A 20,668-nucleotide genomic window follows, 5' to 3' on the forward strand; every position below is an offset into this window, starting at 1 on the left:
TGTCGAGGGGATGAACGGGGGCGTTATGGGGTTGGACGAGGCTGCACGGAAACCGCATGATCGCCTCGGCGAATGGCTGGCCGCCGATATGGAGGCAGTGAATGCCATGATCCGGGCGCGCATGGCCTCGGAACATGCGCCGCGCATCCCGGAGGTTACCGCGCATCTGGTGGAAGCGGGAGGCAAGCGGTTGCGGCCGATGCTGACGCTCGCCGCCGCGCGGCTGTGCGGATATGATGGCCCGTTCCACATCCATCTGGCCGCGACGGTGGAGTTCATCCATACCGCGACGCTGCTGCATGACGATGTGGTGGACGAAAGCGCGCAACGTCGGGGGCGGCCGACGGCCAACCTGCTGTGGGATAACAAATCCTCGGTTCTGGTCGGGGATTATCTGTTTGCGCGCAGCTTCCAGTTGATGACCGAGACAGGTTCCATGCGGGTGATGGAGATCCTGTCGAACGCCAGTGCCACAATTGCCGAGGGCGAAGTGCTGCAACTGACTGCGGCGCAGGATCTGGCGACGACCGAAGCCATCTATCTGCAAGTGGTGCGCGGCAAGACCGCCGCGCTGTTTTCCGCCGCGACCGAGGTGGGCGGCGTGATCGCCGGGGCCTCTGCGGATCAGGTTCAGGCGCTTTACACCTATGGGGATGCACTGGGCATCGCCTTCCAGATTGCCGACGACCTGCTGGACTATGGCGGCACCTCTGCGGCCATCGGCAAGAATGTGGGTGATGATTTCCGCGAGCGCAAGCTGACCCTGCCGGTGATCAAGGCGGTGGCGCTGGCCGATGCCGAAGAGCGCGCCTTCTGGGAACGCACGATTGCGCGCGGTCGTCAGGAAGACGGCGATCTGGAGCAGGCGCTGGCCATCATGGCGCGTCACGGCGCGATGGAAGCGGCGCGCGACGATGCGCTGGCTTGGGCCGCGAAGGCGCGGGCTGCCATCGACACGCTGCCCGACCATCCGCTGCGCGGCATGCTGTCGGACCTTGCCGCCTATGTGGTGGCGCGGATCAACTGAGCCATATCGGCCCGCCCCGGATAGATCAGGCCCGACGCGACCCACCAGTCGGGTTGGTCTTCCGCCAGTGTCTCGGACGCCGCAATCGCCTCGGCCTCTTTGGCAAACAGCGCGAAACAGGTGGCGCCCGATCCTGACATGCGCGCGAACAGCGCACCGGGCAGGGCCTCCAGCGCGCTGACCACATCGCCAATCACCGGGGCAATGATCCGGGCGGGAGCCTCCAGATCGTTGCGGGTGTCGCGCAGCCAACCGGCCAGCGCGGCGGCGTCGATCCAGCTTGGCAGCACCTCGGGCAGGGGCGAATTTTTCTTTTGCGGCAGGGCCTTGAAGACCGCAGGCGTCGGCACCTCGATGCGCGGATTGGCCAGCACCACATGTACCTCGGGCAGCGGCGGCAGCCAGTCCAGCTTTTCCCCGATGCCGCGCATCCGGGCGGGGTGCGATGCAAGACACACCGGCACATCCGCCCCCAGCGCCGCGACCGCATCGGCCTGCGCCTGCGTCATGCCGGGCATCCGTCCGGCCATGGCCTGAAGCCTCAGCAACACGCGGATGGCGGCCGCCGCGTCGGCCGATCCGCCGCCGATGCCGCTGGCCGGGGGCAGGCGCTTGTCCAGCACCAGATCCGCCCCCATGTCGCCTGCCACCAGCCGCGCCGCCCGCAAGACCAGATTGTCCTGCCCCGCAGGCACCCCGGCGGCAAAAGGCCCGGTCACCCGCAGGTTCAGCCCGTCCGCCGGGGTGGCGCGCAGGCCGTCGCCGATGCCGGCAAAGACCACCAGACTGTCCAGCAGATGATAGCCGTCCGCCCGCTGCCCTGTGACATGCAGGCAGAGGTTGATCTTGGCATGAGCGAATTCAGTGATCGTTTTCGGCAGCATCGACCTTGCCCAATGGGGCTGCGCCTTCATCGGCCAGCACGCGGTCCAGCCCGATTTCCAGCTTGCGGCGAATGCGTTTCGCCTCTTTTTCTTCGGGATTGAACGAGAGCGCCCGACGCCACTGGAATTGCGCTTCCAGCTTACGGCCGACCGCCCAGTAGATATCGCCCAGATGGTCGGTCACGATCGGGTCCACCGGCTCCATCAAAGAGGCCGCTTCCATCGGTTCCACCGCTTCGTCATAGCGGCCAAGGCGGAAATAGGCCCAGGCAAGGCTGTCAGTGATGTAGCCGCTGTCGGGCTGCGCCGCCACGGCGCGCTTGATCAGGTCCAGCGCCTCGTCAAGGTTCTTGTTCAGCTCCAGAAAGCTGTAGCCGAGGTAATTGAGCACCTGCGGCTGGTCGGGGCTGAGTTCCAGCGCCTTGCGCAGATCGGCCTCGGCCTGATCCCAGCGTTTCTGGCGTTCGTGGCAGATGCCCCGGCTGAAGAAAAGTGGCCAGTCGCGGGCGGTGGGTGTGCCGACCAGCGCGATGGCACTGTCGTAAACCTTGGTCGCATCCTCGAAACGATCCTCGCGGCGCAACAGGTCGGCATAAGCGATCTGCACGCTGAGAAGCTTCGGATAGGTTCGGGCGAGGTTCTGCAACACCTCCAGCGCGGCATCGGTCCGGTCGCTGGACAGCAACGTATCGGCCCGGCCCAATTCGGCCAGATAGAATTCCGGCGCGGTGTTCGGCACCATCGCATAGGTCGCGGCGGCCATGTCATGCTGGCCTTCGGCGTTCAGCAGGCTCGCCGACATCAGCACGGCTTCGGTATGGTCGGGGCGCAGCCATGCGGCCGTGCGGGCGTAGATCAGGGTATAGCTGTTATCCGCCTCGCCGTTCAGCGCCACGGCCATGGTATAGAAGGCTTCGGCGACGCCTTCGGCCGGGTTGGTGGCGATGGCATAGGGCACGGGTTGACCGGCTTCCAGTTGCGCGCGCATCTCATCGACGGCAGGGTCTTGCCCCGGCGCGAAGGCGCTGTCCAGAAGAGCGGTGGCATCGGACGGGCGTTCAAGCTGGCTGAGGATCTGGGCATGGCCCAGAAGCGCCCGACGCACGGTTTTCAGCGGCGCAAGGGCGGGATCTGACAGGATCTTGTCCGCCCCTTCGAAATCGCCGACGGACGCCAGCGCCAGGGCCTTGTGATAGCGGGCGAAAAGCGCGGCCCCCTTCGCTTCTGCGGCCTTGTCGAAGGCGGCCAGTGCCTCGGTCATGCGGCCCTCACCGGCCTCGGACCATGCGCCGACCAATTGATCGAACAGGGTATTGGTGCTTTGGCCGTTTGCGGTGGCGGCGAGGATGGCCGCGTAATTGCCCCGCTTGGCCTCATCCGCCAGAAGGGCGAGGCTGGCGAACTGGCTTTTGCCGCCCAGATCGACAAGCCGTCGGCCATAGGTAGCGGCCGTTTCAAAATCGCCCGAACCCATCGTGGCGACAATCGCACCATTCAGCATATCAATGTTTTGCGGGTCTTTCGCCAGGGCGCGGGCAAACCAGCCCGCCGCCTCGGCATAATTGCTGTCGGTTGCGGCGACACGGGCGGCCAAGTAGGCCCCGGAATCCACGGGCTGTTCTGCGGCGGGCGTGGTCGCGGTCGTTGTTTGCGCGGGTGCGGTTTCAGCCCGTGCCAGCGGCGCGCCCGCGAGGGCGGCTAGGGCTAGGACGAGGGCGGTAGGTCCGAGGCGCATTCAAGTCTCCGCTGGCTGGTCGATATGTCAGACTAGGCTGGCCGCAGGTGCGGCGCAATGCACGGCCAGCCGCGCACCGGCGGCAATGGCGTGAAGTCGCGCAGATGTTATTGCAATCACTTGCGCAACAGCCCCCGCGCCCCGCCGGCGATCAGCAGCGCTACATCAGTCATAGCCCGCGTGGGCGACAGGCCGGGCGGCACGGCAATGTAGCGCGGCTGCCAGTCGGGGTGGAATTTCTGCTTGAAGGCGCGCAGACCCGCGAAATTGTAGAAGGTCCCGCCATGGCGATAGATCAGCCGGCCAAAGCGGTTCCACAGCCGACCGACCGAGCGTTCCGAAAGACCAGCCAAAGGCGCAACGCCAAGGCTGAAGGTTTCCGCACCCTTGCCGCGGTAAAGTTCGATCAGTGACAGGAACAGGAATTCCATCATGCCAGATGCTTCGTCGGGCAGGTAGCGCATCAGATCGACCGACACATGCCGCCCCTCGCCGGGGGCAAGCACATTGGCGAATGCAAGGATCGGGCCACCTTCCGCGCGCCGCACCACGGCGATGGGAAAGCGCGCCAGATACTCCGCATCGAAGCGGCCGACGGAGAAGCTTTTCTCGCGCCCGGCCTTGCCGTCCAGCCAGGCGTTGGAAACCGTGGCCAGTTCGGCGATCAGGGCAGGGGCGTGGGGCGGGGGCAGCAGTTCCATTTGCAGCCCTTCGCGCTCTTGCTTGTGATGGGCGGCGCGCAGCGACTTGAAGGCGGCGCCGGCAAGGCTGAAGCCCTGCAAGGGGATCACGGCCTCTTCGCCCACTTTGTGCAGGGCCATGCCGAGATCGACATAGACCGGCAGAAATCCGGGGCCGACCTCGTAGAACATCGGACGGCAATTGGCGCGCTGTGCCTGATCAATGAAGGCCCAACAGAGGTCGGGCACTTCTTCGGCACGGCCAACGGGATCGCCAAGGGCGACCCATGTGGACCCCTGCACCCCATACATGATGAAGGCGCCGCCTGCGTCCGAGAACAGGAAACGCTTGTCACCCGACAGGCCGATACAGCCTTGCGGGTCGCTTGCCGCCGCCACGATGGCCGCCGCGCGGTCCAGCACACCGGGATCTTGCGCGCGCAACGGGCGGCTGCGCACCGGGCGCAGCGCGAGGTAGAGACCGAAGAACAGCAGGATGGCCGAGGCGACCAGCCCCGCCCGCAAGGCGCGCGGGGTATTTGCGCCATGTGCAATCTCGGTCCACAGGTCGTTGGAATAGGGCGTGGTGCGGTGGACGAAGAAGAAGAACACCGCCGCCGCAAGGACAACCCCCAGCACGAGCGCGAACCACGCCGGGCTGAACACACCCTCGGTCAGCTTGGCCTTCCGGTGAAAGGCGCCCCGGAACGGCAACAGCAGCAGCAGCCCCGCGCCAAGAAGAAGCGCGCTATCCACGTCGAACCCGTTCAGCAGCGAGGCGACCAAGCCGCCCGCCAGCACCGCCTGCGTCAGCCAGAACGCCGCCTCCACGCGCCGGGCCAGGCCATGTGACAGGATCAGCAGCAGCACCCCGGCCACGGCAGAGGCCAGTGTGCCGCCCTCGATCAACAGGGCGGCGATGACATCGCGGTCGGCCATCGCATCGCCCCGGACCGAAGGGATCAGCGAGGCCATCAGCAGGTAAACCCCGAAACCGAAGGTCACCAGCCCCACCAGCGAGGGCACCACGCCGCCCAGCGCCTCGGTCACCGGGCGGCTTTGCGAGGGCAGGCGGCCCATCAGCCGGGTGATGAGCCCGCCTGCCATCCGCGCCTCGTTGACCGAAACGATGACGAAGCCCAGAACGAAGGGCAGGATGTAATAGATCATGCGGAACATCAGCAGGGCGGCGGCGGCCTCGCTGACGGGCACTTCCGGGGGAAGGGTGCCGATGACCACGGTTTCAAACACGCCGACGCCACCGGGGACGTGGCTCAGAATGCCGATCATCATGGCAATGGCATAGATCGCCACGAAGGATGCGAAATCCGGGGTGCCTGCGGGCATCAGAACCCATAGGGTATAGGCCGCCGCCACCACGTCGATCAGCGTCACCGCCAGTTGCCCGGCAAGGCTGCGCGGCGGCGGCAGGCGCAGGTCGAATCGCCAGACCTTCAACGAGCGGTTGCCCCAGGAGATGAACAGGATTACCGCGACCGAGACCACCAGAACCGCCAGCGAGCCCCAGCGCACCAGACCGGGAGACAGCGGCATCACGTCCGAGGCTGCCATCGGATGTATCGCCAGCGCGGCAAGGCCGATCAGGGTCAGGCCCGTGCCAAGGGCCATGGCGATATAGGCGGAAACTGCGGCCACCTCGAAGGCATTCAGCCCGAAGGCGGAATAGATCCGATAGCGCACCGCGCCACCCGACACGATGCTGACGCCGATCGTGTTGCCGAAGGCATAGCCCAGAAAGCCGCCCAGCCCCACCACCCGCCACGGCAGCCGGTGCCCGATGAAATGCAGGGCAAAGACATCATAGCCCACCAGCGCCGCATATCCCACCGCCGTCGCCAGAACCGCGCCGATCAGGCTGTGCCATGGGGTTGCGCGGATATGTGCCATCACATCCGCCGGATCGACCGGCCGCAGCAGGTGATACAGCGCATAAAGCCCCAGCCCGAACAGCCCGATGCCCAGCAGGATCGGAAAGCTCCGGCGCAGGAAAGAGATTGTGGATGCGATCATCTTGGAAATGCAGCCCGTCGCGGTCTTCCGGTCAGGTTCCAGCTAGGGCATAGGCTGGCGCGTGTAAACACTGCGGGCAGGATTGTGACCTGACGGCCGAAGGGATTTGGCAGCGCGCCGCGCATCATGCGGTGTGCTGGACCCGCGCCGGGCTGCCGACGGCATTCCTTGCCATATCGGCATAGATCGCCTCGACCTCGGCCCGGCCAAGGCGCCCGCCTTCCCGATACCAGTTGGTCACGCCGGTCAGCATGGCAATCAGCGCCAGTGTCGCAAGCTTGGTATCGGGCACAGCAAAGACCCCGGCGGCGCGGCCATCGCGCAGGATCGCCTCCAGCGCATTTTCATAGCGACGGCGCAGCGCCTCGATGGCGGAAAAGTTGTCGGGTTCCAGATTGCGCAACTCCATATAGGCAATGAACACCGCATCCGGGCGGTCGATGTGATAGCCGATATGGAACCGGGCGAACTGGTCCAGTCGTGCCTCGGGGCCACTGGCCGGGGGCAGGTCGGCGAAAGCCTCCAGCAGCCCCTCGAGGTGGTCACGCATCAGATCGGCAAGAAGGCTTTGCTTGTCGGGCGTGTAAAGATACAGCGCCCCGGCCTGCACCCCGACCTCGGCCGCGATCTGCCGCATGGATACGGCAGCATAGCCGTGGCGGGCGAACAGATGCTGGGCCGCCGCGCGGATGCGGGGGCCGGTGATTTCGGAATGCGAGCCTGTCTTGCGTGCCATGCGCCCATGCTATCTGAACGCATGTTCAGTTCAACCCCGCCCTTTGGTTCGGCCAGTCCGGCTTGCCCAACCGGCCCGCTGCCCTGTAAGGATGAACTGCACCATGCCAGCGCCGGACCTGACGATGACCGCCTTCCGCCTTTCCCTTGTCGCGCCGCTGGCCCTTGTCGCCTGCACGGCCATGCCGGATCTGGTGCCGCCCGCAGCCCCGACCGGGCCTGCCCCGGCGCTTCAACCCATCGACACGCTTCTGGCCGAGGCTCAGGTGGATACGCCGCCTGCCGATGCGGCTGACGGGCTTGCCGCACGCGCGGCGGCGCTTCAGGCCCGCGCGGCGGCATTGCGGGCACAGCGCCTGACCACGCCGGACCCTGCCACCCTGACCGGCGGCTGATCTCGGCGCGATTGCGCAGGCCGGTTGAACGGGCTAACAGACGGACAGACAAATCACGGAGCATATTATGGTTCAGCCCCTGCGTCTCGGGCTCGCCGGTCTTGGAACCGTCGGCATCGGAGTGGTGAAGATCGTTCAGCAACACGCCGATCTGATCACTGCGCGCACAGGCCGCCCCGTGGTGATCACCGCCGTTTCGGCGCGGGACCGCACAAAGAACCGCGATGCCGATCTGTCTGCCTATGCCTGGGAAACCGATCCGGTCGTCCTTGCGCGGCGTGATGACGTGGATGTGTTCGTCGAGGTGATGGGGGGGCATGAAGGCGCGGCGAAAGCCGCGACCGAGGCCGCCATCGCGGCGGGCAAGGATGTGGTGACCGCGAACAAGGCGCTGCTGGCGCATCACGGGCAGGCGCTGGCCGAAGCGGCCGAGGCCGCGGGCCGCGTCATCCGTTTCGAGGCCGCCGTGGCCGGCGGTATCCCCGTCATCAAGGCGCTGACCGAAGGTCTGGCGGGCAACCGCATCACCCGTGTCATGGGCGTGATGAACGGCACTTGCAACTACATCCTGACCCGGATGCAGAACGCGGGCTTGCCCTATGAAACCGTGTTCGAGGAAGCCCGGCAACTGGGCTATCTGGAGGCTGACCCCAACCTTGACGTGGGCGGCATCGACGCCGGGCACAAGCTGTCGCTTCTGGCCTCCATCGCCTTCGGCACCCGCGTCGCCTTCGACGCGGTAGAGCTTGAGGGCATTGGCAATGTCTCGATCGAGGATATCGAGCTTGCCGATGACATGGGCTATCACATCAAGCTCTTGGGCGTGGCGCAGATGTCCGGGCGCGGGCTGGAACAGCGCATGACACCGTGCCTCGTGCCTGCCGAAAGCCCCTTCGGGCAATTGCAAGGCGGCACCAATATGGTGATGCTGGAAGGCGACAGCGTGGGCCAGATCGTGCTGCGCGGCCCCGGCGCGGGCGAGGGCCCGACCGCCAGCGCGGTGATGTCCGATGTGATCGACATCGCACGCGGCCTGCGGCTGCCCACCTTCGGACGGCCTGCCGCCACGCTGGTTCCGGCGGTGCCTGCCAAGGCCGCGACCCCCGCGCCCTATTACCTGCGGATGACGCTGCTGGACAAACCCGGCGCGCTGGCCAAGATCGCCACCTGTCTGGGTGAGGCGGGCATCTCCATCGACCAGATGCGCCAGATCAACCAGCCGGGCGAGGATGATGATGACGCCATCGTCATCTTCGTCACCCACAAGGCGGCGCCAGCCGACGTGGCACATGCGCTTGCCAGCTTCCAGCAGACCGGCGTTCTGGTCGGCCAGCCTGTCGCCATTCGCATTGAGGAGCTGTAAGGCAGGCTGCGCCAGGGCGTTAGCGGAACCATCCTTGCGGGCTGCCCGCGTGGCGGCTAGGACAGGGCAACGTCTTTAACCGGCCTCCATACGGGGCAGACAACGGGGTTTTTCATGGCAGATGCGGCGCAGTTTCAGGATCGGTTGCTTTCCCTCGGTCTCGCGCGGGTGTCCGAGGCGGCAGCACTTGCCTCGGCTACCCTGATCGGACGCGGCAACGAGAAGGCTGCGGATCAGGCGGCTGTCAATGCAATGCGCGATCAGCTCAACCTGCTCGACATCGCCGGGGTGGTGGTGATCGGCGAGGGGGAGCGTGACGAGGCCCCGATGCTGTTCATCGGTGAAGAGGTCGGCACCGGCAATGGCCCGGCGGTGGACATCGCGCTTGACCCGCTGGAAGGCACCACGCTGACCGCCAAGGACATGCCGAACGCGCTGACCGTGATCGCCATGGCGCCGCGCGGCACGCTGCTGCACGCGCCCGATGTGTATATGGAGAAGCTGGCGATCGGGCCGGGGTATGCGCCCGACACCGTTACGCTGGACATGACCCCGGCGGAACGGGTGGAGGCGCTGGCCCGCGCCAAGGGCTGTGCGCCCGGCGATATCACCGTCTGCATTCTGGAACGTCCGCGCCATGAGGCGCTGATTGCCGAGGTGCGCGGCACCGGCGCCGCGATCCGGCTGATTACCGATGGTGATGTGGCCGGTGTGATCCACTGTGCCGAAAGCGACAAGACCGGCATCGACATGTATATGGGCTCGGGCGGTGCACCGGAGGGCGTGCTGGCAGCCTCGGCGCTGAAATGCATGGGCGGCCAGATCTATGGACAGCTTCTGTTTCGCAACGATGACGAACGCGCCCGTGCCGCCAAGGCGGGAATCGCCGACCTGAACCGCATCTATACCCGTGACGACATGGTGACCGGCGATGTGATTTTTGCCGCAACCGGCGTCACCAATGGTTCGATCCTGTCGGGCATCAAGCGCGAGCCCGGCTGGGTAACGACCGAGACGCTTTTGATGCGGTCGAAGACCGGATCGGTGCGCCGGATGACCTATCGCAGCCCCGTCAAGGGCTAAGGTTCGCTAAAGTCAAAAAGGCCCCCGGTTTCGGGGGCCTTTTGCATTGTGGATGTCCGGTTTTCACTTGTCCTCGGGGCGTAGAACCATTTGCGTCTGGACGACGAGGGCGGCCAGCTTGCCGTCGGCGCGCAGGATGCGGGTCTGCCATACCATCGTCTTGCGCCCTTTGTGCAGCGGCTCTGTCACAGCGCGGGCGGTAGTGCCAAGCGCCACCGGGCGGAAGAAGCTGGTTTTGCTTTCCACCGTCACCGTGCCGTCGCCGTCGCGCAGGTTGAGGAAGGTCGCGGTGCCGCCCATGTTGTCGGCCACACCCATGATGGCGCCGCCATGCAGGACGCCGTTACGGTTGCCCAGTGCCTCGGTCACCTCAAACTCTGCCTCCACCCTGTCAGGTGTGGCGGAAACCAGTCGCAGGCCCAGCAGGCGGGCAAAGGGCGGTTGATCGGCGGCGATGGGCGGAATGTCAGACATGTGAAACTCGGGGACTGAACTGAGAAGAAAACGCCCGCCACCTTGCGGGGCGGGCGTTCGAAATTCACAAGGCCGGATCAGCGGCGGCGGTCGCGCCGGGCACTCATCGGTTGGAACGCCACGCCGACATGGGCGTCGCAATAGGGCTTGCCCGCCTGCGAAGGCAAACCGCAGAACCAGAAATCTTCGGTCGCGGGGTCGCCGATCGGCCATTTGCAGGTGCGCTCGGTCAGTTCCATCAGCGTCAGCTTGCGGGCGCGCTTTTCCACCTCGCGCACCGATGCCAGCGCTTCGGGGCTGATCTCGTTGGCCGAAGGTTGCGGCGGCAGGGGTTGACCTGCCGGAACGATGGCCTTGCGCAGCGGGATCGGGGCCGAGGGCACCGGGGCGGCTGCCGCCGGTTGCGGGGTGGGGCGCTCCGGTGCGGCGGGGCGCGGCTGTTCGGTCATACGCGGTGCGGGTTCCGGTGCGGGGGCGGGCTTCGCCGCCTCGACGCGGGGCGCGGGAGCCTCGACAACCACCTCTTCCTCGTCTTCCTTGCCGCCAGCGCCGCCGACACGGTTCGACAGGCCCAGACGGTGCACCTTGCCGATCACCGCATTGCGGGTCACGCCACCCAGCTCCTTGGCGATCTGGCTGGCGCTCTGGCCTTCAGACCACATCCTCTTGAGCGTCTCGACGCGCTCGTCAGTCCACGACATGCTGTTCTCCGGCTTGGGTCTCCCGCGGCACGGCCGGGCGCGGGGTGGAGGCTATTTTACCTTGCCACGCAGCAGATACAAGCCGCCGTGCAGATAAGACCGCTTCGTCAGAGGGCGATCTGGGTAAAGCCGTCCCGCAGCGCCCTGGACCAGGCCTCGCTCATCGCGCGGAACTGTTCGTCCCCGGCCTCGATCCGCCGTCGCATACTGATCTTGCAGGCGTCACGCTCGATCACGCACATATCCAGCGGCATACCGACCGAGAGGTTGGACCGCAGCGTGGAGTCCATGCTCAGCAGCACCGCCTTCTGCGCGTCGGCCAGCGAGGTTTCGGGCCGCACCACCCGGTCGAGGATCGGTTTGCCGTATTTGTGCTCGCCGATCTGGAGGAAGGGGGTATCCTCGGTGGCCTCGATGAAATTGCCCTCGGGATAGATGAGGAACAGCCGCATCACGCCGCCGCGCCGCTGACCTGCAACGATCATCGAGGCAGAGGCGCTCTGGCGCATCGCATTCATCTTTTCGTCCACCTCGGTGCGGACCGAGGCCAGCATGTTGCCGACAATCTCGGCCACCTTCAGCATGGTCGGCGCTTTCAGGATCGAGGTTTCGCCGTCGGCGTCGGGTTCTTCGATGGCCTCGCGCAGGCGGGCGATGGTGGTCTGCGTGACGCTGAGGCTGCCAGCCGTCATGATGGCGATGACACGCTCGCCCGGTTCTTCGAAAGTGAACATCTTGCGATAGGTCGAGATATTGTCCAGCCCGGCATTGGTCCGGGTGTCCGACAGCAGCACCATGCCTTCATTCAGCAGAAGGCCTACGCAATAGGTCATGTTCGTTTCCGTGAGTGGCGTTTGGCGCAACACTAGGGCTGCGCCCGCGCGGGCGCAACCACCGCTTCGTCACTGCTGTTCCTGCTGCTGGCCCTGCGTGCAGACGGCCACGCGCACTGCCATGGTTTCGGCGCCGGGACCGCGCGCGATGCCGCGGATCGGCGCCGCATCCTGTGCGTCGAAGCCGGAGGAAAGCCGGATGTAGCGTTCATCCGGGCAGCAGGCATTGGCCGGATCGAAACCGACCCATCCCAGACCGGGCAACCAGATTTCGGCCCAGGCATGGGCGGCCTCATGCGCCTTGCCCTCGGCATCCGCGAACAGGTAGCCCGAGACATAGCGCGCTGGCATCCCCCGGTGCCGTGCAATGGCGATCAGGGCATGGGCGTGATCCTGACAGACGCCTTCGCCCAGACCCAGTGCCTCGGCGGCTGTGGTATGCGCCTCGGTCACGCCGGGGCGATAGGCAATCGCCTCTGCCACGGCAGCGGAAAGGCGGTGCGCGGCTTCCAGCGGGCCGTCGGCGCCCTCGGCGGCTTCGGACAGGTCGATCAGCGCGGTATCGACGCGGGTGGGCAGGGTGTCGCGCAGATAGACCTCGGGGCGCACCGTCTCGCGGTGGCCGCGCAGCACGCCTGCGAGGTCACGGGTATCGACCGTGCCGGTGACCTGCACCAGAATTTCACTGACCGGGCCGATGACGGACCAGGCGCTGATCCGGTCGCCCGCGCCGTCGCGGAAGCTGCCGCCCTGAAGCCCGTCTGTGACGGTAACCTTCCAGTCCAGCACGGTCTGCCCTTCGAACACCGAAGGCGTCAGGCGGTGGCTTTGCACCACACCGCGCACGGGCGCGGCATAGCGGTAACAGGTGACATGATCGACGGTCAGACGCATCAGCGCAGATCCCCGCTCAGATAAGATTCATGGATGGCAGTGCCCAGTTCGGCGGAATCACGGATGAACCGCGACAGAAACTCGTGCAGCCCCTCGTCGAAAATCGCCTCGACATTGGTGGTTTCCAGCTCGTTCAGCATGGCGGTGGCCTTGCCCTGCGCGGGCATGGTCCGGCCATAGGCCTTGGCCAGCCGCGTCAGGTGGTTGCCTACCCCGGAAACACAGGTGATGAGCGAGCGTGGGCTTTGCGGATTCAGGATCAGGAAATCCGCAATCTTGGCCGCCGTCACCTCGCCACCATAGGCCCAGTGGAAGGCGCGATGCGCACCCATGGCCCGCAGAAGCGTCGTCCATTGATAATTGTCGAGTCCCGAGCCCACGAATTCGATGCGGGGCAGCAGGACGTAGTATTTCACATCCAGCATCCGGGCGGTGTTGTCGCCGCGTTCCAGATAATAGCCGATATTCAGGAAGTTGTAGCCGTCATTGCGTAGCAGCGTCGCGTCTATGGCGCCGCGCACCATGGCGGTGTGGCGCATCACCCATTCGGTCAGGCGGCTGAGCTCCAGCTCGCTGCGCGGGGTGCGTTCCAGTTGCCGCAACTCCTGAAAGGCGGTGTTCAGCGCGTCCCAGACCTGGCTGGTCAGCGCGGTGCGCACGATGCGGCCGTTTTCCCGCGCCGCCGTGATGCAGCTTGCCACGGAAGAGGGGTTGTCGCGGTCGAAGAACAGCCAGCTTTCAAGGTTGCGCTGCACCGGGTCACCGTATTTGTGCGAAAACCCGTTGGCCGTGCCCGAGGATTGCAGCAGGCTGTCCCATTCGTTGCGATAGCCATGGGTGGAGGGCATCAGCGTGATGCGCGACCCCACTTCCAGCAGCCGCGCCGCAATGTCGGCGCGTTCCATATAGCGGGCGATCCAGTAGAGGTTGTCTGCGGTTCTGCTCAGCATCAATGATTACTCCGCCAGCACCCAGGTATCCTTGACCCCGCCGCCCTGAGACGAGTTCACCACAAGGCTGCCGTCTTTCAGTGCCACGCGGGTCAGCGCGCCGGGCACGAGGTCTATGCTTTCGCCGACAAGGCAATAGGGGCGCAGGTCCACATGGCGCGGCGCGATGCCTTCGGCCACGAAAGTCGGCGTCGTGGACAGCGCGAGCGTCGGCTGGGCGATGTAATTGTCGGGATCGTCAAGGATTTTCAGCCGGAACGCCTCGACCTCGGCCTTGGTGGATTTCGGCCCGACCAGCATGCCGTAACCGCCCGACCCATGCACCTCTTTCACGACCAGTTCGGGCAGGTTGTCGAGCACATATTTCAGGTCATCCGCCTTCCCGCATTGCCAGGTCGGCACGTTGTTCAGGATCGGCTCTTCCCCCAGATAGAAGCGCACCATTTCGGGGACGAAAGTGTAGACCGCCTTGTCATCCGCCACGCCCGCACCGGGGGCCGAGCAGATCGCCACCCCGCCGGAGCGGTAGACATCCATCAGCCCCGGCACACCCAGCATGGAATCCGGGCGGAAGCAGAGCGGGTCGATGAAGGCATCGTCGATGCGGCGATAGATCACATCCACCTTCTTCGGGCCTTCGGTGGTGCGCATCCAGACAAATTCGCCTTCCACGAACAGATCCTGCCCTTCCACCAGCTCGACCCCCATCAGATCGGCAAGGAAGCTGTGTTCGTAATAGGCGCTGTTGAAATGGCCAGGGGTCAGCAGCACAACGCGCGGCTCACCCGTGCATTTCGCGGGTGCGACCGAGGCGAGTGTGCGGCGCAGCCTTTCGCTGTAGCTGTCAACCGGCTGGATCCGGTTTTCGCGGAACAGATCGGGGAACATTCGCATCATGATTTCGCGGTTTTCCAGCATGTAGCTGACACCGGAGGGTGTGCGGCAGTTGTCTTCCAGCACAAAAAACTCGTCCGGCCCGGTGCGCACGAGGTCGATGCCGACGATGTGGCTGTAAACCCCCTTGGGCGGCACGAAGCCGACGACGGCCTTTTCGTAAGCCTCGTTTTCATACACCAGACGTGCCGGGATGCGCCCGGCCTTCACGATCTCGCCCCGGCCATAGACATCGGCAAGGAACATGTTCAGCGCCCGCGCCCGCTGTTTGATACCGCGTTCCAGACGTGTCCATTCGGCGGCGGTGAAGACGCGGGGAAACATGTCGAAGGGGATCAGGCGATCCGGGTCGCCGCCTTCGCCATAGACCGCGAAAGTGATGCCGATGCGGCGAAACAGGGTTTCGGCCTCGGCCTGCTTCATCTGCCTGAGCTCGGCCGGCATTTGCCGCATCCAGTCTTCCAGCCGCGCATAAGGTGCGCGGACTGCGCCATTATCATACATTTCGTTGAAATAGGTCGTCACCGAAGCGCCCCCGATCTTGCTGATTTCAGTTAAGCGCCGCCCCGTCGGACATGAAAGCGGAGGTGGCGGTTTTCGCGGCAAAAAATCGGGAAACCTGCCGGTAACGGGGTCATTTGCTTATATTTTGTGCGAAACTGGCGGAAAATCAGGGTTCAAAGCCTTTCGAATAACCGAATCCGCCTTTGCAGGGCATGAGTAGCCGCCAAGATTTGGCGCCTTCTGGCGGGGCGGAGGGTTGCGCTTGCACCTCCCGCGAACCTAGATGAGGACAAACATGATCGAGGTTTCCCCATGACACTTCCGCTTCCTTCGCCGGTTTTCGATGCCAATGCCGCCGGGGGTGGGCTTGGCAATCTGCCGGAATGGGATCTGACCGATCTTTATCCCGCGCCGGACGCGCCTGAGGTGGCCCGCGACATGGCCTGGCTGGAAAAAGCCTGTGCCGATTTCGCGGCGGCCTATGAAGGCAAGCTTGCGGGCCTCGATGCTGCCGGGCTGCTGTCTTGTGTGCAGGAATACGAGGCAATCGACGTGATCGCCGGGCGCCTGATGTCCTACGCCGGGTTGCGCTACTATCAGAACACCATGGACAGCGAACGCGCCAAGTTCATGGCCGATGCGCAGGACCGCGTGACCACCTTCACCACGCCGCTGGTGTTCTTCAGCCTGGAGTTCAACCGTCTGGAAGATGCGGCGCTGGACCGGCTGCTGGCCGCCAATGCCGATCTGGCCCGCTACAAGCCGGTGTTCGACCGGATGCGTGCCATGCGCCCACACCAGCTTTCGGACGAGCTGGAGCGCTTCCTGCATGACGAAAGCGTTGTCGGCGCTTCGGCCTGGAACAAGCTGTTCGACGAGACGATGGCGGGCCTGATGTTCAAGGTCGCGGGCGAGGAGGAGGAGCTGAACCTCGAAGCCACGCTGAACCTGCTGACCGATACCGACCGCGCGAAACGTGAGGCGGCGGCACGGTCGCTGGCCGAGGTCTTTGACCGGCACATCAAGCTGTTTGCGCGGGTGCATAACACGCTGGCCAAGGAAAAGGAAATCCATGACCGCTGGCGCAAGATGCCCAGCCCACAGCACGGCCGCCATCTGTCGAACCATGTGGAACCCGAGGTGGTGCAGGCCCTGCGCGACGCCGTGGTCGCCGCCTATCCCAAGCTCAGCCACCGCTACTATGCGCTGAAGGCGAAATGGCTGGGTCTCGACCGGCTGCAAGTCTGGGACCGCAACGCGCCGCTGCCAATCGAACAGCCGAAAACCGTGGACTGGGATACCGCACGCAAGACGGTTTCCGATGCCTATGCCGCCTTTTCGCCACGTCTGGCCGAACTGGCCGAGCCGTTCTTCACGCAGGGCTGGATCGACGCGGGTGTGAAGCCCGGCAAGGCCCCCGGTGCCTTCGCGCATCCGACCGTCACCACCGTGCATCCCTATGTGATGCTGAATTACCTCGGCAAACCGCGCGATGTGATGACGCTGGCGCATGAACTGGGGCATGGCGTGCATCAGCGGCTGGCGGCGGCACAGGGGGAGTTGTTGTCCTCCACCCCGCTGACGCTGGCCGAAACCGCCAGTGTGTTTGGCGAGATGCTGACCTTCCGCAAGCTTCTGGACGGAGCCAGAACCCCGGCCGAGCGCAAGACCTTGCTGGCCGGAAAGGTCGAGGACATGATCAATACGGTCGTGCGCCAGATCGCCTTCTATGATTTCGAATGCAAGCTCCACGCGGCGCGGGCGGAAGGGGAACTGACCCCCGACGACATCAATGCCCTGTGGATGAGCGTACAGGCCGAAAGCCTTGGCCCGGCCTTCGATTTCATGGATGGGTATGAGACCTTCTGGGCCTATATCCCGCATTTCGTGCATTCGCCGTTCTACGTCTATGCGTATGCTTTCGGTGACGGGTTGGTGAACGCGCTTTACGCGGCCTATGCCGATGGTCTGCCGGAGTTTCAGGAGAAGTATTTCGATCTGCTGAAGGCGGGCGGCTCGAAGCACCACAAGGAACTGCTGGCACCCTTCGGGCTGGATCTGTCTGATCCCGGTTTCTGGCAGAAGGGGCTCGACATGATCGCGGGCTTCATTGACGAGCTTGAGGCGATGGAAGCCTGATCCTGAACCGGCCCTTCGGGGCCGGTTTTCATTTGTGGTCGTCAGAAATGTGCTTTGGGCTCATCGGGTTTGCCCGCCGCCACAGCGAGCAACCCGCCGACAAGGCAGAAGCCGATCGGGAACATGGTGAAGACGCCAAAGCCGAAGGCGAGGTAGATCAGACCCGCGGACAACAGCATCAGAATGCCACCCCATAGCGCGCGCGCCCGCGCCATTGCGCCCCCCGCAATGGCCAGCAACGGGGCAAGGAAGCTGGCGATGCGGATGGTCTGCGCGTTCTCGAACTGGCCGAACATACGCCCGACCTCGGCGTGATTCTGAACGACCTCAGTATAGCCGAAGCTGAAAAACCCGACGATCATGGCGAACAGGCCGCCGATCAATCCCAATACCAGAGCGGCGTTGCGCATGGCCTGTCCTTTGCTTCGGTCCGGGGAGACACATGGGACCGGCCGAGCGCCCGGTCAAGGGCGCGGCAGGAGTCAGTGCGTCCAGGCGCTGCGGCGGTTGGTGGCGAAATTCTCACCATAGCCCATAGGGCGCACGTTGGGCTTGCGTTTGTGCGTTTCCAGCACGTCGAATTCGATCCCGTTTTCACGGGCGTATTCTTCGGCGGCTTCACGGCTGTCGAAGCGCAGCTTGACCTGAGTGGTGGTGTCGGTCGTCGAGGTCCAGCCCATCAGCGGATCGACCTCACGCGCGCTGGCCTGAGCGAATTCCAGCACCCAGCCCTTTGTCTTGGCAGTGCCCGATTGCATGGCGTTGCGGGCGGGCTGGTAGATGCGTGCGCGCATGGGAAGCTCCTTGCAGATCTGCCTTCTTATTGGCGAAAACCGCAGGTTAGGCAAGGGCCGCAACATCGAAATCCGAAAGGTCTGTCGGCTGGCTTGGGAGTGTGGTGGGGTGTGTGGTGCGGCCAGCCGACAGTGCGTTGCTTGCATAGCCACGATGCGTCATTCTGTGAATTTGCGCAACCAAAAGATGAATCTAAAGCGGTCAATTTTCTGTAAAATTGATCTGCCGATTTTCAGGCCTTGGTAATTACAGTTAACGGTGTCCGTGCGCAGCAGGCATTCGCCCTTGAACCGGAACAAAAACAGATCATCTTGGGGGCAAGCCAAGGAATCGCCATGCCGCACAACAATACCAACGCCCCGACCGAACGGCCCGAGGTTCTGACCCGTCCCAAGCTTGAAGGCGGGCGGCGTTTCGTTATGCACTCGCCATTTCAGCCCGCGGGCGACCAACCGACGGCCATCGCGGAACTGGCGGGCGGTATTCAGGCAGGCGAGCATGATCAGGTGCTGCTGGGCGCCACCGGCACCGGCAAAACCTTCACCATGGCCAAGATCATCGAGGAGACGCAGCGCCCGGCGATCATCCTTGCGCCCAACAAGACCTTGGCCGCGCAATTATATGGGGAATTCAAGGGGTTCTTCCCCGAAAACGCCGTTGAGTATTTCGTAAGCTATTACGATTACTACCAACCCGAAGCCTATGTTGCGCGGTCGGACACCTATATCGAGAAGGAAAGCCAGATCAACGAACAGATCGACCGGATGCGCCACTCGGCCACCCGGGCGCTGCTGGAGCGCGACGATGTGATCATCGTGGCCTCGGTGTCCTGCATCTACGGTATCGGCTCGGTCGAAACCTATTCGGCGATGACGCAGGATCTGATTGTCGGGCAGATGTATGAACAGCGGCAGGTGATTTCCGAACTGGTGGCGCAGCAATACCGGCGCAATGATTCGGCCTTCCAGCGGGGCAGCTTCCGGGTGCGGGGCGACAGTCTGGAAGTCTGGCCCGCCCACCTTGAGGATCGGGCATGGCGGTTTTCATTCTTCGGTCCAGAGCTGGAAAGCATCGTCGAATTCGATCCGCTGACGGGCGCGAAGACCGATGTGTTCAAGCAGATCCGCATCTACGCCAACAGTCACTATGTCACCCCGCGCCCGACGATGCAGCAGGCAGTCAAGGGCATCAAGCTGGAGCTGAAACAGCGGCTTGAGCAACTGGTGAATGAAGGCAAGCTGCTGGAGGCGCAGCGTCTGGAGCAGCGCACCAATTTCGATCTCGAAATGCTTGAGGCCACGGGCGTCTGCAACGGGATCGAGAACTACTCGCGGTATCTTACGGGCCGCGCACCGGGCGAGCCGCCGCCGACGCTTTTTGAGTTCATCCCTGACAATGCCATTGTTTTCGCAGATGAATCCCACGTTTCCGTGCCGCAGATCGGCGGGATGTATCGCGGCGACTATCGCCGCAAGTTCACGCTGGCGGAACACGGCTTCCGGCTGCCCAGTTGCATGGACAACCGGCCGCTGAAATTCGAGGAGTGGGACGCGATGCGCCCGCAGTCGATTTTCGTTTCCGCAACCCCGGCGGCGTGGGAGATGGAGCAGGCTGGCGGCGTCTTTGCCGAACAGGTGATCCGCCCGACCGGCCTTCTGGACCCGGTGGTGGAGATCCGCCCGGTGGAAATGCAGGTCGATGATCTGCTGGACGAGATCCGCCGCGTTGCAGCGCAGGGGTTGCGGGTTCTGGTCACCACGCTGACCAAGCGCATGGCCGAAGACCTGACCGAGTATTTCCACGAACAGGGTATCCGCATCCGGTATATGCACTCTGACATCGACACCATAGAACGCATTGAAATCCTGCGGGATTTGCGGCTTGGGGCCTTTGATGTTCTGGTCGGGATCAACCTTCTGCGGGAGGGGCTCGATATTCCCGAATGCGGGCTGGTGGCCATTCTGGACGCTGACAAGGAAGGGTTCCTGCGGTCTGAAACCTCGCTGATCCAGACCATCGGACGGGCCGCGCGAAATGCCGAGGGGCGGGTGATCATGTATGCCGACCGCATCACCGGCAGCATGGAGCGTGCACTGGCCGAAACCAACCGCCGCCGCGAAAAGCAGATGGCGTATAACGAGGCGCATGGCATCACACCGCAAACGGTGAAGAAGAATGTCGAGGATGTGCTGGCGGGTCTGTGGCAGGGCGATACTGACCAGTCGCGCGTGACGGCCAAGGTGGACAAACCGATGGTTGGGCAGAATTTGGCCGCACATCTGGAGGCGCTGCGGGTGCAGATGCGCAAGGCTGCCGAGAACCTGGAGTTCGAGGAGGCCGCGCGCCTGCGGGACGAGGTGAAGCGTCTGGAAGCCGTGGAGCTTGCGGTTGCCGACGATCCTCTGGCCAGGCAAGAGGTGGTGGAAGAGGCGGTCGATGCCGCAGTGAAGCGTGGTGGGCGGTCCACGGCGGGGCGCGCGGGGCAGCGTGGCGGCAACAAGCGGCGACGCTGAGTCCGGTTTTCGGAAATGGCGGAATGTGCCAAGCTGGG

The 20,668-nt window shown here is 64.3% G+C and carries 18 protein-coding genes; 6 read left to right on the top strand and 12 right to left on the bottom strand.

Annotated elements, in window-relative coordinates:
• Positions 1 to 25 precede the first annotated feature (25 nt).
• Positions 26 to 1,027 (top strand): polyprenyl synthetase family protein, encoded by a 1,002-nt coding sequence (locus D2N39_RS06190; RefSeq protein WP_119133865.1) that lies wholly within the window; start codon positions 26 to 28, stop codon positions 1,025 to 1,027.
• Here the strand turns inward: D2N39_RS06190 and D2N39_RS06195 are convergent.
• The 4 genes from D2N39_RS06195 to D2N39_RS06210 form a co-directional block, all read right to left on the bottom strand.
• Positions 1,003 to 1,896, bottom strand: a complete 894-nt coding sequence (locus tag D2N39_RS06195) for a 4-(cytidine 5'-diphospho)-2-C-methyl-D-erythritol kinase (RefSeq protein WP_199725215.1) — start codon at positions 1,894 to 1,896, stop codon at positions 1,003 to 1,005. The two genes, D2N39_RS06190 and D2N39_RS06195, sit on opposite strands and share 25 nt — an antisense overlap.
• Positions 1,889 to 3,646: a tetratricopeptide repeat protein gene (locus D2N39_RS06200; protein WP_119133867.1), complete on the bottom strand. Its 1,758-nt coding sequence runs from the start codon at positions 3,644 to 3,646 to the stop codon at positions 1,889 to 1,891. Before D2N39_RS06200 ends, D2N39_RS06195 begins: the two co-directional genes overlap by 8 nt.
• Positions 3,647 to 3,762: 116 nt before the next feature.
• Positions 3,763 to 6,357: a bifunctional lysylphosphatidylglycerol flippase/synthetase MprF gene (gene mprF, locus D2N39_RS06205; RefSeq protein WP_119133868.1), complete on the bottom strand. Its 2,595-nt coding sequence runs from the start codon at positions 6,355 to 6,357 to the stop codon at positions 3,763 to 3,765.
• Between the two features lie 124 nt (positions 6,358 to 6,481).
• Positions 6,482 to 7,093, bottom strand: coding sequence for a TetR/AcrR family transcriptional regulator (locus tag D2N39_RS06210; RefSeq protein ID WP_119133869.1), 612 nt, complete (start codon positions 7,091 to 7,093; stop codon positions 6,482 to 6,484).
• Between the two features lie 103 nt (positions 7,094 to 7,196).
• Between D2N39_RS06210 and D2N39_RS06215 the strand changes: the two genes are divergently transcribed.
• The 3 genes from D2N39_RS06215 to glpX all read left to right on the top strand — a co-directional run bounded on the left by D2N39_RS06215 (position 7,197) and on the right by glpX (position 9,933).
• Positions 7,197 to 7,487: a hypothetical protein gene (locus tag D2N39_RS06215; RefSeq protein WP_233557062.1), complete on the top strand. Its 291-nt coding sequence runs from the start codon at positions 7,197 to 7,199 to the stop codon at positions 7,485 to 7,487.
• A gap of 67 nt (positions 7,488 to 7,554) precedes the next feature.
• Positions 7,555 to 8,850, top strand: a complete 1,296-nt coding sequence (locus tag D2N39_RS06220; RefSeq protein WP_119133870.1) for a homoserine dehydrogenase — start codon at positions 7,555 to 7,557, stop codon at positions 8,848 to 8,850.
• A 114-nt stretch (positions 8,851 to 8,964) separates the two neighbouring features.
• Positions 8,965 to 9,933 (top strand): class II fructose-bisphosphatase, encoded by a 969-nt coding sequence (glpX, locus tag D2N39_RS06225; protein ID WP_119133871.1) that lies wholly within the window; start codon positions 8,965 to 8,967, stop codon positions 9,931 to 9,933.
• 63 nt (positions 9,934 to 9,996) lie between these two features.
• Here the strand turns inward: glpX and D2N39_RS06230 are convergent, their stop codons facing one another.
• The 6 genes from D2N39_RS06230 to D2N39_RS06255 all read right to left on the bottom strand — a co-directional run bounded on the left by D2N39_RS06230 (position 9,997) and on the right by D2N39_RS06255 (position 15,183).
• The gene (locus D2N39_RS06230) at positions 9,997 to 10,407 is read right to left on the bottom strand and encodes a PaaI family thioesterase (protein ID WP_119133872.1); all 411 of its coding nucleotides are present in this window, start codon (positions 10,405 to 10,407) and stop codon (positions 9,997 to 9,999) included.
• Positions 10,408 to 10,484: 77 nt separating this feature from the next.
• Complete coding sequence (locus D2N39_RS06235; protein WP_119133873.1) at positions 10,485 to 11,108, bottom strand: GcrA family cell cycle regulator; 624 nt, start codon at positions 11,106 to 11,108, stop codon at positions 10,485 to 10,487.
• A 107-nt stretch (positions 11,109 to 11,215) separates the two neighbouring features.
• Positions 11,216 to 11,941, bottom strand: a complete 726-nt coding sequence (locus D2N39_RS06240) for a proteasome-type protease (RefSeq protein ID WP_119133874.1) — start codon at positions 11,939 to 11,941, stop codon at positions 11,216 to 11,218.
• A gap of 69 nt (positions 11,942 to 12,010) precedes the next feature.
• Positions 12,011 to 12,835 (bottom strand): transglutaminase family protein, encoded by an 825-nt coding sequence (locus D2N39_RS06245; protein ID WP_119133875.1) that lies wholly within the window; start codon positions 12,833 to 12,835, stop codon positions 12,011 to 12,013.
• On the bottom strand, positions 12,835 to 13,785 hold the full coding sequence (locus D2N39_RS06250) for an alpha-E domain-containing protein (RefSeq protein WP_054302378.1): 951 nt from the start codon (positions 13,783 to 13,785) through the stop codon (positions 12,835 to 12,837). Before D2N39_RS06250 ends, D2N39_RS06245 begins: the two co-directional genes overlap by 1 nt.
• Before the next feature lie 6 nt (positions 13,786 to 13,791).
• Complete coding sequence (locus D2N39_RS06255; protein WP_199725216.1) at positions 13,792 to 15,183, bottom strand: circularly permuted type 2 ATP-grasp protein; 1,392 nt, start codon at positions 15,181 to 15,183, stop codon at positions 13,792 to 13,794.
• 312 nt (positions 15,184 to 15,495) lie between these two features.
• Between D2N39_RS06255 and D2N39_RS06260 the strand changes: the two genes are divergently transcribed.
• Positions 15,496 to 17,322, top strand: a complete 1,827-nt coding sequence (locus tag D2N39_RS06260; protein ID WP_119133877.1) for a M3 family oligoendopeptidase — start codon at positions 15,496 to 15,498, stop codon at positions 17,320 to 17,322.
• A 41-nt stretch (positions 17,323 to 17,363) separates the two neighbouring features.
• Here the strand turns inward: D2N39_RS06260 and D2N39_RS06265 are convergent, their stop codons facing one another.
• Both D2N39_RS06265 and D2N39_RS06270 read right to left on the bottom strand, forming a co-directional pair.
• Positions 17,364 to 17,732: a hypothetical protein gene (locus D2N39_RS06265; protein ID WP_119133878.1), complete on the bottom strand. Its 369-nt coding sequence runs from the start codon at positions 17,730 to 17,732 to the stop codon at positions 17,364 to 17,366.
• A 72-nt stretch (positions 17,733 to 17,804) separates the two neighbouring features.
• Entirely contained in the window at positions 17,805 to 18,116 is a 312-nt protein-coding gene (locus D2N39_RS06270) for an ETC complex I subunit (protein ID WP_119133879.1), read from the bottom strand.
• Positions 18,117 to 18,452: 336 nt separating this feature from the next.
• On the opposite strand from D2N39_RS06270, the gene uvrB reads away from it, so the two are divergent.
• Positions 18,453 to 20,630, top strand: a complete 2,178-nt coding sequence (uvrB, locus tag D2N39_RS06275) for an excinuclease ABC subunit UvrB (RefSeq protein ID WP_119133880.1) — start codon at positions 18,453 to 18,455, stop codon at positions 20,628 to 20,630.
• Positions 20,631 to 20,668: the final 38 nt, after the last annotated feature.

This window comes from Gemmobacter lutimaris, from assembly GCF_003570715.1.
Taxonomy (GTDB): Bacteria; Pseudomonadota; Alphaproteobacteria; order Rhodobacterales; family Rhodobacteraceae; genus Gemmobacter; species Gemmobacter lutimaris.

Coding starts and splice junctions, on each gene's coding strand:
- D2N39_RS06190 (WP_119133865.1), top strand. CDS start 26: ATGGGGTTGGACGAGGCTGCACGGAAACCGCATGATCGCCTCGGCGAA.
- D2N39_RS06200 (WP_119133867.1), bottom strand. CDS start 3,646: ATGCGCCTCGGACCTACCGCCCTCGTCCTAGCCCTAGCCGCCCTCGCG.
- mprF (WP_119133868.1), bottom strand. CDS start 6,357: ATGATCGCATCCACAATCTCTTTCCTGCGCCGGAGCTTTCCGATCCTG.
- D2N39_RS06210 (WP_119133869.1), bottom strand. CDS start 7,093: ATGGCACGCAAGACAGGCTCGCATTCCGAAATCACCGGCCCCCGCATC.
- D2N39_RS06215 (WP_233557062.1), top strand. CDS start 7,197: ATGCCAGCGCCGGACCTGACGATGACCGCCTTCCGCCTTTCCCTTGTC.
- D2N39_RS06220 (WP_119133870.1), top strand. CDS start 7,555: ATGGTTCAGCCCCTGCGTCTCGGGCTCGCCGGTCTTGGAACCGTCGGC.
- glpX (WP_119133871.1), top strand. CDS start 8,965: ATGGCAGATGCGGCGCAGTTTCAGGATCGGTTGCTTTCCCTCGGTCTC.
- D2N39_RS06230 (WP_119133872.1), bottom strand. CDS start 10,407: ATGTCTGACATTCCGCCCATCGCCGCCGATCAACCGCCCTTTGCCCGC.
- D2N39_RS06235 (WP_119133873.1), bottom strand. CDS start 11,108: ATGTCGTGGACTGACGAGCGCGTCGAGACGCTCAAGAGGATGTGGTCT.
- D2N39_RS06240 (WP_119133874.1), bottom strand. CDS start 11,941: ATGACCTATTGCGTAGGCCTTCTGCTGAATGAAGGCATGGTGCTGCTG.
- D2N39_RS06245 (WP_119133875.1), bottom strand. CDS start 12,835: ATGCGTCTGACCGTCGATCATGTCACCTGTTACCGCTATGCCGCGCCC.
- D2N39_RS06250 (WP_054302378.1), bottom strand. CDS start 13,785: ATGCTGAGCAGAACCGCAGACAACCTCTACTGGATCGCCCGCTATATG.
- D2N39_RS06255 (WP_199725216.1), bottom strand. CDS start 15,183: ATGTATGATAATGGCGCAGTCCGCGCACCTTATGCGCGGCTGGAAGAC.
- D2N39_RS06260 (WP_119133877.1), top strand. CDS start 15,496: ATGACACTTCCGCTTCCTTCGCCGGTTTTCGATGCCAATGCCGCCGGG.
- D2N39_RS06265 (WP_119133878.1), bottom strand. CDS start 17,732: ATGCGCAACGCCGCTCTGGTATTGGGATTGATCGGCGGCCTGTTCGCC.
- D2N39_RS06270 (WP_119133879.1), bottom strand. CDS start 18,116: ATGCGCGCACGCATCTACCAGCCCGCCCGCAACGCCATGCAATCGGGC.
- uvrB (WP_119133880.1), top strand. CDS start 18,453: ATGCCGCACAACAATACCAACGCCCCGACCGAACGGCCCGAGGTTCTG.